The 11,800-nt window shown below is 71.1% G+C and carries 12 protein-coding genes; 7 read left to right on the top strand and 5 right to left on the bottom strand.

What is annotated here, in order from left to right; genetic code table 11:
- The coding region (locus MB828_RS23515; RefSeq protein ID WP_301649959.1) for an alpha/beta hydrolase at positions 1-443 on the top strand (443 nt) is incomplete at its 5' end.
- A gap of 581 nt (positions 444-1,024) precedes the next feature.
- Here MB828_RS23515 and MB828_RS23510 read toward each other — a convergent pair.
- The 5 genes from MB828_RS23510 to MB828_RS23490 all read right to left on the bottom strand — a co-directional run bounded on the left by MB828_RS23510 (position 1,025) and on the right by MB828_RS23490 (position 4,986).
- On the bottom strand, positions 1,025-1,201 hold the full coding sequence (locus MB828_RS23510; RefSeq protein WP_301649958.1) for a hypothetical protein: 177 nt from the start codon (positions 1,199-1,201) through the stop codon (positions 1,025-1,027).
- 401 nt (positions 1,202-1,602) lie between these two features.
- Positions 1,603-2,244, bottom strand: a complete 642-nt coding sequence (locus tag MB828_RS23505; protein WP_301649957.1) for a CoA transferase subunit B — start codon at positions 2,242-2,244, stop codon at positions 1,603-1,605.
- On the bottom strand, positions 2,244-3,026 hold the full coding sequence (locus tag MB828_RS23500; RefSeq protein ID WP_301649956.1) for a CoA transferase subunit A: 783 nt from the start codon (positions 3,024-3,026) through the stop codon (positions 2,244-2,246). Before MB828_RS23500 ends, MB828_RS23505 begins: the two co-directional genes overlap by 1 nt.
- A complete protein-coding gene (locus MB828_RS23495; RefSeq protein ID WP_301649955.1) occupies positions 3,023-3,625 on the bottom strand; it encodes a carboxymuconolactone decarboxylase family protein in 603 nt (200 codons plus the stop codon). Before MB828_RS23495 ends, MB828_RS23500 begins: the two co-directional genes overlap by 4 nt.
- Positions 3,622-4,986 carry a hypothetical protein gene (locus MB828_RS23490; protein WP_301649954.1) on the bottom strand — a complete coding sequence of 455 codons (1,365 nt, stop codon included), beginning with the start codon at positions 4,984-4,986 and terminating at the stop codon, positions 3,622-3,624. Before MB828_RS23490 ends, MB828_RS23495 begins: the two co-directional genes overlap by 4 nt.
- A gap of 190 nt (positions 4,987-5,176) precedes the next feature.
- Here MB828_RS23490 and MB828_RS23485 point away from each other — a divergent pair, with 190 nt between their 5' ends.
- The 6 genes from MB828_RS23485 to MB828_RS23460 all read left to right on the top strand — a co-directional run bounded on the left by MB828_RS23485 (position 5,177) and on the right by MB828_RS23460 (position 11,791).
- The gene (locus MB828_RS23485; RefSeq protein WP_301649953.1) at positions 5,177-6,001 is read left to right on the top strand and encodes an SDR family NAD(P)-dependent oxidoreductase; all 825 of its coding nucleotides are present in this window, start codon (positions 5,177-5,179) and stop codon (positions 5,999-6,001) included.
- Positions 5,994-6,944, top strand: a complete 951-nt coding sequence (locus tag MB828_RS23480) for an amidohydrolase family protein (protein WP_301649952.1) — start codon at positions 5,994-5,996, stop codon at positions 6,942-6,944. Before MB828_RS23485 ends, MB828_RS23480 begins: the two co-directional genes overlap by 8 nt.
- Positions 6,941-8,314, top strand: a complete 1,374-nt coding sequence (locus MB828_RS23475; protein WP_301649951.1) for an FAD-binding oxidoreductase — start codon at positions 6,941-6,943, stop codon at positions 8,312-8,314. Before MB828_RS23480 ends, MB828_RS23475 begins: the two co-directional genes overlap by 4 nt.
- Before the next feature lie 133 nt (positions 8,315-8,447).
- Positions 8,448-9,800, top strand: a complete 1,353-nt coding sequence (locus MB828_RS23470; RefSeq protein ID WP_301649950.1) for an FAD-binding oxidoreductase — start codon at positions 8,448-8,450, stop codon at positions 9,798-9,800.
- A gap of 116 nt (positions 9,801-9,916) precedes the next feature.
- Positions 9,917-10,924 (top strand): ABC transporter substrate-binding protein, encoded by a 1,008-nt coding sequence (locus tag MB828_RS23465; protein WP_301649949.1) that lies wholly within the window; start codon positions 9,917-9,919, stop codon positions 10,922-10,924.
- A 24-nt stretch (positions 10,925-10,948) separates the two neighbouring features.
- Positions 10,949-11,791, top strand: a complete 843-nt coding sequence (locus tag MB828_RS23460) for an ABC transporter permease (RefSeq protein WP_301649948.1) — start codon at positions 10,949-10,951, stop codon at positions 11,789-11,791.
- Positions 11,792-11,800 lie beyond the last annotated feature (9 nt).

The raw sequence follows: 11,800 nt of genomic DNA, 5'->3' as shown, positions 1-11,800 counted from the left end.
CCGCCGCGCGTACCGCCGAGGCGGCCGGGGAGGGCGTCGGCACCTTCCCGATCTTCCCCGGTACCGCGGAGGAGGCCCGGGCGATGGGCGGCCGGCACGGTTTCGAGGGCTTCGAGTACTACTGCACCGACCGCGCCCAGCACCCGCGCTCGGCGAAGGAGTTCACCTGGAACAGCCTCGACCGCATCGCGGCCTTCGACCCGTTCCGCTTCATCCACCTCATCGCCCCGCGCCCGCTGCTGATCATCCTCGGCACCGARGCCGTCACCAGGCACATGGGCGTCGAGGCCTTCACCAGCGCGCAGGAACCCAAACACCTGCACTGGATCGAGGGCGCCAGCCACGTCGACATGTACGACAAGCGCGAGTACGTCGACCCGGCCGTCGCCGAGCTCACGGCCTTCTTCGAGCAGGAGCTCGCGCCGGTCACCGTCGCCGCCTGACACGGCAGCCGCCGCGCCCGACCGGGCCCGGCGGCTCGTCCCGCGACCAGCAGGCGATCCGCTCAACCGTCGCCGACACTGATTCAAGCGGCTGGAGGGCACATAGCAGCGCACGTTCCCGCCCGCCCACCGCTCCCTTGCCTTCTAGCTGTAGGAAGATCCGTTAAGTTGCGTGGTCGATGTGGTTCCCATCCAAGCGGGCGAAGACAACCAGAGGATGAGCTCCTTCCGGTGCGGTGTCCACCTGTCGGCCGCCCGAGGCGGACTCGACGGGCGTGCTCCGTTGGCGTCGGCGGCTGCGCCTACCTCACCAGGGGCCTCCCCCTGCCGCGGGCGTGCAGCTCCTGACCGAGGCTGACTCCCCCGCGTCCACGCTGCACGGGCGCGTGGCCAGTAGCCAAGACCGACAAGTAGTCGCGGACATGTGAGCCGACACCACGGAAATTACGCCCCCGGGTACTCGCCGGGCGAGCTGACATCGGCCGGGCCCACATCAGCCTGGAACCCGTGGCCGTACGTTCCGACGCGGCCGATGGTCAGCTTCTCGAAGCGATGTCCGGTGTCCTGCTACGGGTGTCAGTTCAGCCGACAGCCGGGTCGCGGAGCGCGCGGCGGGTGCGGGTGGCGACCGGGAGGGGGTGGTCCGGGCTGCATGGATACATGTCCTGTTCGACGATCACGAAGGTGTCGTCGGGCAGGTGCGCGAGGCCCTCGCCGATCTCCTGGAGGCTGGGCACCCTCTGTGGCGGCTCGCACACGCCGCCGAGCTCCACGGCCGTCGCGAAGGGGAACTGTTCGCGGTCGGCCCTGTCGAGTATCTGCGGGTCGACCTGTTCGAGGTGGACGTACCAGATGCGTCGGCACCGCCCACTTCCTCGTCCAGTTGATGCCGCCCCTGGGCCGGCTGCCGGCCGAAGGCTCGTGGCCCGGCGCCCTCTCCTTCATCCTGGCCGCCGGCCCCATTGCCCAGTCCAGCGCCGACATCACCGGCCGGCCGACCGACACGACTCTCGAACAGGCCACGAAGCCGTCCGCGCCTGGCTCGACGGCGGTCCTATCGGGAACATGCCTTCCAGGATCATCGGGCGTGTCGTCTTCGGGTGGTCCGGCGTCGCGTCGGGCTTGGCGCGGCGCGTCGCCGGTCTCGTACGGACGCTGGTTACGCCTGGATCCGCACCCGCAGAGAAGCGGACGTGTGGGCGGTGACCTCGTCCGCGGTGACGCCGGGGGCCGTCTCGACGAGCGTCAGTCCGTCGGCGGTGACGTCGAGGACCCCGAGGTCGGTGATGATGCGGTGCACACAGGTCCGGCCGGTCAGCGGCAGGGTGCACTGTTCGACGAGTTTGGGGCTGCCGTCCTTCGCGGTGTGCTCCATCAGCACGATCACTCGCCGGGCTCCGTGCACCAGGTCCATCGCACCGCCCATCCCCTTGACCATCTTGCCGGGGACGGTCCAGTTGGCCAGGTCGCCCGCGGCCGACACCTGCATGGCGCCGAGCACCGCCGTGTCGATGTGCCCGCCCCGGATCATCCCGAAGGACAGCGCGGAGTCGAAGAACGAGGCACCGGGCAGTACGGTGACCGTCTCCTTCCCGGCGTTGATCAGATCCGGGTCCACCTCGTCCTCGTGCGGGTAGGGACCGGTGCCGAGGATGCCGTTCTCGGAGTGCAGGGTGACGTGCACGTCCGGCGGCAGGTGGCCGGGAATCGTGGTGGGCAGGCCGATGCCCAGGTTGACGTAGGAGCCGTCGGTCAGCTCCAGCGCGGCACGGGCCGCCATCTGGTCACGGTTCCAGGCCATCAGTGTCGTACCGTCCCTTGTGTCGAAGACGCGGAGATAGTGCGGCGTTCGATCTTCTTGGCGGCCGCCTGCTCGGGGGTGAGGACGACGATCCGTTGCACGAACACGCCGGGCAGATGGACCTGGTCCGGTCCGAGGGCGCCGGGCTCGACCAGCTCCTCCACCTCGGCGATCGTGATCCGGCCGGCCATCGCTGCCAGCGGGTTGAAGTTGGCGGCGGCCTTGCGGAAGACCAGGTTGCCGTGGCGGTCCCCGCGCCAGGCGCGGACTAGTGCGAAATCGGTGGTGATGCCGTGCTCCAGGACGTACGTCCGGTCCGCGAAGGTCCGGCTCTCCTTCACCGGGGAGGCGACGGCGACCGAGCCGTCGGGGCCGTACCGCCAGGGCAGCCCGCCGTCGGCTACCTGGGTACCGACCCCGGCGGGGGTGTAGAACGCCGGTATGCCGCACCCTCCGGCGCGCAGCCGCTCCGCCAGGGTGCCCTGGGGGGTCAGCTCGACCTCCAGTTCCCCGGACAGGTACTGCCGGGCGAACTCCTTGTTCTCACCGACGTACGAGCCCGTCACCCGGGCGATGCGGCGGGCGGCGAGCAGGACGCCGAGTCCGGCGCCGTCCACACCGCAGTTGTTGGACACCACCGACAGCGCGGTGGCGCCCTGTTCGTACAGCGCGCCGATCACGACCTCCGGCACTCCGCTGAGGCCGAACCCACCGACGGCCAGTGACGACCCGTCGGTGATGTCGTGGACCGCCTCGACGGCGGTCGCGCAGACCTTGTTCACGGCTGGGGCTCCTTGTTCGGTGCGGGGACGCCGAAGAGGCGCAGCTGGAGGGCGAGGGTGGCGTAGTAGCCGACGAGTGTGGACAGTTCGAACAGCACGGCCTCGCCGAGGGCCGCGCGCGCCTCGGCGTACCAGGCGTCGTCCAGGTGTTCCGGACGTGCGGCGAGCATGCGTGCGGCCGACCAGGCGGCACGTTCGAAGGGATCGGCGAAACCGGGGTCGGTGTCCTCGCGCAGCGCGCTCAGCTCGGCCTCGGTCAGTCCGGCGGCCCTGCCGACGGCTTCGTGGGCGTACCGTTCGAAGTCGCTGTCCCACACGGTGGCCACCACCAGGATGGCGGTCTCGCGCACCCGGGGCGGCAGATCCGTGGCGAAGCGGATCGCCGCGCCGAGGGCCTGCAACGCGCCGCCCAGCCGGGGACTGGACAGCATGGCGTTGAAAGGGCCGTTGAGGTGTCCCCGGTCGTCGGTGAGGGCGAAGAGCCGGGGGCCGGCGGCGCGCGGGCCGCCGGTGATCTCCTCGTACAGGGCCCGTTGTGCGGGCGAGAGCCGGTCGGGGCGGAACAGGGGAAGGCGGCCGGTGCGGGGCCCGGATGTCATCGCGGGGTGTCCGTCCGGTCGTGCCGCGCGGCCCCGGCCGCCACGTCGCGCGCCAGCGACGCCAGGTCCGCGTCGGTGAGCAGGCGGCCCTCGCGGGTCATCACCGCGCGGGCCCGCAGCAGCACCTCGTCGACCTGGCCGGTGGTGATCTCGACACCCAGCGCGGCCAGTTTGTCGGCGAGGGTGTAGGGGCCGCTGTCGGGGGTGAAGGGCACCGTGCGGGCGTTCCCGACGAGGGTGGGCTCCAAGCAGTTGTGCAGCAGCGGATCGACCGCGGTCTCCTGGGTGATGAGGTCCATGCCTCCCCAGGAGAAGGCGCTGGTGCCGGTCACCGGGTGGTTCCAGGCGAGGTGATAGCCGGTCAGCGCCTCGCCGGCGCGGGCCAGCCCCGTCAGCCGCTCGGTCTCGATCCCGGTGCTCACCCCGTACAGCGTCTCGAACGCCATGGCGGTGGCGGCGAGATCGGCGTTGCCGGGGCCGCCGCAGTAGCCGTTGACGGACAGCTCGACGACGTCGGCGCCGGCCCGGACCGCGGCGACCGCGCAGCCGACCGCCAGTCCGAAGGTGTTGTGCGGATGCAGGCCCACCTGCACGCCGGGGGCGAGTTCCCTGGTGCGGGCGACCAGATGGCCGTATGCCTCGGGGCTCATGGCGCCGGGACCGTCGAAGAGGGTGAGTTCGGTGGCGCCCGCCTCCGTGAGCACGGCGACCGACTCCTGAAGCACCTCCTCGGTGAGGTAGGACACCATCAGCATCGGGACGACCGCGTCCAGGCCTCGGGACCGGGCGTGCCGGATGAGGGGCACCGCCCGGGCGAGCACGTCGGCCCGGCCGCGCGGGGTGTCCGGGCTGCGCCACTCCTCGCCCCGCCATGCCTTCTGGTAGATCGCCGGGTTGTAGATGAGGGACGCCTCGCCGAGGCCCTGCACCCAGATCTGCACGGCGTCGTAGCCCGCGTCGGCGGCGCGGTCGATGTCCTGCGTGGTGCGCAGCAGCGGCAGCACGGCCCGGCAGTCGGTGTTCTCGCCCTTGATGACCTCGATCTCGGCGCGCAACGCCTTGTCGTCGCGCCCGGCGAGCCCGGCCGTGACGACCTCGCGGACACCCGCGCCGACGAGCCGGCGCAGATACGCCTCCTTCGCCTCGGTGGAGGCGACGACGCCCGGCAGGGTCTCCACCGACCGCAAGGTGGCGTCGCGCAGCCGTACCGAGCCGGGCATCGGCCCGCGCACCTCCGGCCGGCGGTTGAGCGGGCTCACCGACCAGCGGCCCGGCTCGTACGCGCCCGGCGTGCGTTTGGCCGCCAGTTCCGCGCGGAAGGAGGCGATCTCCTCGTCGGTGAATACGGGCGGCTTCTCCATGGGCCCTCCGGGCGGCTCTCCAAGGCGGTCTGTGCCGTGTCATTCAAGCATCGCCGCCGACTCGCTGTCGACACTAAGGCGTAACAAGTGGCGTTGAGCGGCGGTTCCTCGCTTGGATGTTTACTTTCTGTCGACACTAAGTGAAACTCTCGACAGTTGGAACGCCACACTCGACCCGAGGGAGACAACCGTGACCCAAGACGTGCCCCCCGTCCGGCCCGGCCGTCTGGCCGGACGGACCGCCGTCATCAGCGGCGCCGGCAGCGTCGGTCCCGGCTGGGGCAACGGCCGCGCCACCGCCGTGATCTTCGCCCGCGAGGGCGCCACCGTGTACCTGACCGACCGCGACAAGGACGCGCTGGAGGTCACCGCCCGGCAGATCCGTCAGGAGGGCGGGCTGGCGCACACCGAACTGCTGGACGTGACCGAACCGGAGGCCGTGGCGGCCTACTTCGAGCAGGTGGAACGCGAGGCCGGCCGGATTCACATCCTGGTCAACAACGTCGGCGGATCCCGCGCCGGCGGAGCGGCCGAGCTCTCCCTGGAGGACTGGGACAGCCAACTGCGCACCAACCTCACCAGTGCCTTCCTGGCGTGCAAACAGGTCGTGCCGATCATGCGGCGCGGCGGCGGGGGCGCGATCGTCAACACCGCCTCGGCGTCCGGGCTGCGCTGGACCGGCGCCGCGCAGGTGGGGTACGCGGCGGCCAAGGCCGCGGTCATCCAGATGTCCCGGGTCACGGCCGTCCAGTACGCGCCCGACGGGATCCGGGTGAACACGGTCGTCCCGGGCCAGCTGCACACCCCGATGGTCGAGGCCCGGCTCGCCGGGCAGCGCGCGGGCGGCGACGTGGCGAAGCTGCTGGCCCAGCGGCAGGCCCGGATCCCGCTGGGGTTCATGGGCGACGGCCGGGACACGGCGTACGCGGCGCTCTTCCTGGCGTCCGACGAGGCCCGCTTCGTCACCGGCACCGAGATCGTGGTCGACGGCGGAATGACGGCCCGCTGTGACTGAACCGGCCCTGCACGAAGCGGCGCCCACCCCGGGCTGCCCGCCTCCGCACCCGGCGCCGCGCAGCCCCTCCCTCGTGCTGCCGCCGGACAGCTGCGACGCGCACTGCCACATCCTCGGGCCGGCCACGGTGTTCCCGTACGCGCCCGAGCGCACCTTCACCCCGGTCGACGCCCCCAAGGAGCAGGTCGCGGCCCTCCACGCCCACCTGGGCCTGTCCCGCGCCGTGGTCGTCCAGTCGTCGTGCAACGGCCATGACCACAGGGTGCTGCTCGACGCACTCGCCGCCGGGGGCGGCCGGCTGCGCGGAGTCGCACTGATCGGCGAGACGACCACCCGGGAGCAGATCGAGGAACTGCACCGTGCGGGCGTCCGGGGCTTCCGGCTCAACTTCCTGCCGCACCTGCGCAGCGCGCCGACCCGCGAGGAGATCGACTCCGTACTGGAGCGCGTGGACGGCCTCGGCTGGGTCACCGAGATCCATGTCAAGGGACAGGAGGTGGCCCGGTACGAGCCCCTCATCCGTTCCCTGCCCGGCCGCGTGGTCATCGACCACCTCGCGCGGGTGGACCTGGCGGACGGTGCCCGCAACCCCGCCCTGCGCAGTCTGCGCGCCCTGCTGGACTCCGGCGACGTCTGGCTCAAGGTGAGCGGCGTGGACCGGATCTCCCGCCAGGGCCCGCCCTACGCGGACGCCGTCGCACTGGCCGGCTCCTTCGTGGCGCACGCACCTGAGCGGGTGGTGTGGGGCACCGACTACCCGCACGTGAACATCGAGGGCGCCGCCCCCGACGACGGCCTGTTGGTCGACCTGCTCGCCGACATCGCCCCCGACCCCGGCCTGCTGCGCCGCCTCATGGTCGACAACCCGGCCGCGCTCTTCGACTTCCCGTCCGGTCCGTCCGTAGCGGACGGTCCGTCCGACCCGCGCCTGGAGCAGACATGAACGACTTCGACGGCACCTTCCTCGTCCGGGGCGCCACCGGCTACGAAGAGGCCCGGCTCGGCGCCGTCTGGAACGAGCGCAAACCCGACCGCCACCCCGACGCCATCCTCCTGGCCGCCACCGACCGGGACGTCCAGGAGGGGGTGCGCTGGGCGGCCGCCCGTGACACCCGGGTCAGCGTCCGGTCCGGTGGACACAGCTGGATCGGCACCGGGGTGCGCGACGGCGGCCTGCTGATCGACCTCTCCGCCCTGGACGAGGTGGTCATCGACGCCCCGAACCGCCGGGCGACCGTCCGCCCCGCGGTCCAGGGCACCCGCTTCAACGCCCTGCTCGCCGCCGAGGGCCTGGTCTTCCCCAGCGGTCACTGCCCGTCGGTGGGAGTGGGCGGATTCCTGATCGGCGGCGGCTACGGCTGGAACTCCCGGGCCCTGGGGCCGGCCTGCTTCAGCGTGGAGGCGGTCGACGCCGTGCTGGCCGACGGGACCCTGGTGCACGCCACCGACGACACTCATCCCGACCTGATGTGGGCGGTACGCGGTTCAGGGCCCGGCCTCTTCGCGGTCGTCACCCGCTTCCACCTGCGGGTGTATCCGGCGTACGAACAGATCCTGCGCAGCGCGTACGTCTTCCCGTACGAGATGCGCGACGAGGTGCTCGCGTGGAGCCACGAGACCGTGCCGGACATCTCCGACTCGCTGGAGATGTCGGCCAAGGTGGCCTTCACGCCGGGCCTGGACCGCCCGACCACGATGATCACCGCGGCGGCCTTCTGCACCCCGGACGAGGGGCCCGCGATGCTGGAGCCGCTGGAGAAGGCACCGTTCCTCCGGCACGCCCTGCGCACCGCGGAGCGGCTGCCGTCCAGCCTGGACGACCTGTACGCGCTCTCCGACGCGCTCACCCCCAAGGGCCGGCGGTACGCGGTCGACGGGGTGTGGACCGACGCCCCGGTGGAGCGGGTGCTGGACGCCGGGCGGGGGGTACTGGACGGGCTGCCCAACCGGGACAGCTTCCTGCTCTGGATGCTCTGGGGCGGTCAGCCCACCCGCGAGAACGCCTGCTGGTCCACGCAGGCACGGCTGTACTTCTCACCGAACGCCCTCTGGCACGACCGCGCCGACGACCTGCGCAACGAGACCTGGGCCCATGACTCCCTGCGGGCTCTGGCCCCGCTCGCGCACGGCACCCAGTTCGCCGACGCCAACCCGGCCGACCGGCCCGACCGCGGGCTGGAGGCGGAGCAGGCCGCACGGCTGGAGCTGCTGCGGCACCGGTACGACCCCCAGGGACTGTTCCGCACCTATCTGTCCCCCAAGGAGTCCACCACGGCGCTCGCCCTGCGTCGGCGCATCAAAGAAATCGCCTAGTGTCGACAGATAGGCGAAATCGTGGCGAGCAAGACCCTTGACCGCCATTTTGTGTCGACAGTAACGTCGGAATGTCTGCACCACCCAAGGAGCCCAGTTGTCCAGGTCGTCCGATCCGAACCCTGCCCGGTCCATGCGCGGAACTGTCATCCGTCGTGGTGATGCCAGCTATGAGAACGCCCGTCTCGGCGCCGTGTGGAACGAGCGCAAGCCGGACCGGTTCCCCGACGTCATCGTCATCGCCGAGGACGAGCAGGACGTCGTCCTGGCCGTGCGCCTCGCCCGGGCGGAGGCACTGCGCGTCTCCATCCGCTCCGGCGGACACAGCTGGGTCGGCAACGGGGTGCGCGACGGAGGTCTGCTGATCGACCTCTCCCGGCTTCAGGAGATCGACGTCGACCCCCGAAGCCGCACCGCCCGCGTCCAGCCGGCCGCCAAAGGCCCGGCCATCCAGCAGGCCCTCGCCGAGCACGGTCTGTTCTTCCCCACCGGTCACGCCCCGACCGTCGGCATCGGCGGCTTCATCCTGGGCGGCGGCTACGGCTGGAACTCCCGTCACCTCGGACCGGCCTGCCTGAGCATCCGCGCCATCGACGTGGTCCTCGCCGACGGAACGCTCGTGCACGCCACCGACGAGACCCACCCCGACCTGCTCTGGGCGGCACGGGGCAGCGGCCCCGGGTTCTTCGGCATCGTCACCCGCTTCCACCTGGACGTGTACGAACGCCCGACGAAGATCGTCCGGACCGTGCACAGCTACCCGCTCGCCCTCCGCGACGAGGTGCTGGCCTGGTCCTACGACACCCTGGGGACCCTGCCCACCACCGTGGAGTTCTCCGCGAAGGTCGGCTTCACCCCCGGGCTCGACACCGGGACCGTCTCCCTGACCGCCACCGCCTTCTGCACCCCTGAACACGGCCCGGAAGCCCTGGCGCCCCTGGAACAGGCTCCCTTCCGTGACCAGGCGGTACGTGCCCTGGTCGGCCAGGAGACCACCATCGGGGAACTGTACGACATCGCGGACCGACTCAACCCGGAAGGCCTGCGCTGGGCCGTGGACGGCGTATGGGCCGAGGGGCCCGTCGAGGAGATCCTGACCGCCGCCGCGCCCGTCCTTGACGGCATCCCGAGCGGCACCAGCTTCGTGCTGTGGATGCTGTGGGGCCACTATCCGCCGCGCCCCGACGCCTGCTGGTCCGCCCAGGCGAAGGCCTACCTCTCGCCCAACGCCGGCTGGAGCGACCCGGCCGAGGACCTGGTCCACGAGAACTGGGTCCACGGGTCCCTGGCGGCAGTACAGCACCTGTCAAAGGGCCTGCAGTTCTCCGACAACAACCTGGCCGACCGCTTCGACCTCGGCCTCAGCCCCGAGAACGCCGAACGGCTGGAGAAGATCCGCGGTGTCCACGACCCCGACGGGTTCTTCCGGACGTACATGGCACCGGCCGAGTCCACCACCGCCTACGCCGTCGCGGCGCGCTCGTAGCGCCGCGGCCCCCGTCTCCCCGCAACCGCGGGCCCCCACAGCATCAGTACAGAGCCGCATTCGCTCGTAGGCGCGCGTCCACGAGCCGTCGTAACCGTGCAAAGGAGCACATGTCCATGTCGAAGCTCACGAGACACCCGCTGGGCCGCCGTCTCTCCCTCGCCCTCGTGACGCTCGCCGTCACCGCTCCGCTCGCCGCCTGCGGCTCGGACTCCTCCGGCGCGAAGTCGGACGACGGCACCGCGAAGATCACCGTGCTGCGTTCCAACGGCGCCATCTTCGAGCCGCTCTACATAGCCGAGCAGCAGGGCTACTTCAAGGACGCGGGCCTCGACGTCACCATCAAGGCAGGCGCCCAGGACACCTCGCAGAACGCGCCGTCCGTCCTCAACGGCGAGGCCCAGTTCGCCATGACGGACAGTTCGGGCTTCCTCAAGGGCGCCGCGAAGAACATGCCGATCCGGATCGCCACCGGTCTTCAGTCCGCCACCACCAGGACCGACCCCACCGACGGCCTGCTGGTCAAGAAGGGCAGCCCCATCACGTCCTTCAAGGACCTGGAGGGCAAGACCGTCGGCCTCGCGGCGCTCGGCGGCACCATCCAGTTCATCGTCGAGTACCTGGTCGAGAAGGACGGCGGTGACCCGGGCAAGGTCAAGTTCGTCGCCCTGCCGACGCCCTCCCTGACCGACGCGGCCAAGACCGGCAAGACCGACGCCGTCTACTCCTTCGGCGCCTTCTACTCGGCCGCCAAGTCGGCCGGGCTGCAATCCATCGGCAACGGCATGAACGACCTGCCGGGCATTCCCCAGGGTGTCCTCTTCTCCACCCAGAAGTACCTGTCCGCGAACGCCGCCACGGCGAAGAAGTTCACCGCCGCCGTCGCCAAGGCGATCACCTACGCCAACGCGCACCCCGAGGCGGTCAAGGCGATCCAGGCGAAGTACACCACGCTGTCCGCCGACTTCATCAAGGACGAGCAGGTCTCGTACTACGACAAGACCGTCAACAAGACCGTGATGCGGACCGTCATCACGAAGATGCACCAGTACGGCCTGCTCAGCAGCTCCCCCAAGGACAGCGCCATCTACTGGGACCAGGCTCCGACCACCACCGGCGGCTGACCGACAGCAGAGGTACACCACACCATGGCCATCTCCACCGAGGGCCGGCGTCCGGCCCCCGGCCGGGCGCGCACCACCGTGCGCGCCCGGCCGGGGGGCCCCGGGCGGTCCGGGCTCCTCCTGCTCCAGCTTTCCGCCGTTGCGGCGGTCCTCCTGACCTGGGCGGCCGTCGCGGCGGCCGGTCTCGTGAGCTCCACGGCCCTGCCCGGCCCGGCATCGGTGTTCGGGAAGTTTCCGGGCCTGTTCAGCAGCGGCGCCTATTGGCAGGCAGTCGGGGACACCCTGGACGGGGCCCTGACGGGCTTCGCCGTCGCCATCGTGATCGGGGTCCCGCTGGGGCTGGTGACCGGGACGTACGCGGCGGCCGAGCAGTCCTCGCGGCTGCTCGTGGACGTGCTGCGCTCGTTCCCCGTCATCGCGCTGCTGCCGGTGTTCCTGCTGGTGCTGGGATCGACACCGACGATGAAGGCCACGGTCGTCTTCCTTGCCTGCGTCTTCCCCATCTTCCTCCAGGCCCAGTACGGCGCCCGGTCCGTGACCCCGATGATCGCGGAGACCGTGCACAGCTACCGGGTGCCGAAACTGCTGCGCTTTCGCAAGGTGGTCCTGCCCAGCGCCACGCCCTCGATCATGACCGGTCTGCGGCTCGCGGCGACCACCTCCGTCCTCGTGGCGATCGGCGTCGAGGTGCTCACCACCCTGCCCGGCATCGGCCACGAGGTCGTGAACGCGCAGCAGGGCGGCGCGTCGGCCCAGGCCTACGCGTACATCATCACGGCGGGCGCGATCGGCTACCTGATCAATCTGCTGTCCCAGTCCGCCGAAGCCCGGCTGCTGCGCTGGCGCCCGCCGGCGGCCACCGAATGAGGCGGGGAG

The sequence above is a fragment of the Streptomyces arenae genome, assembly GCF_022343545.1.
Lineage (GTDB): Bacteria > Actinomycetota > Actinomycetes > Streptomycetales > Streptomycetaceae > Streptomyces > Streptomyces humi.
This window is presented reverse-complemented; position numbering and strand designations above follow the sequence as displayed.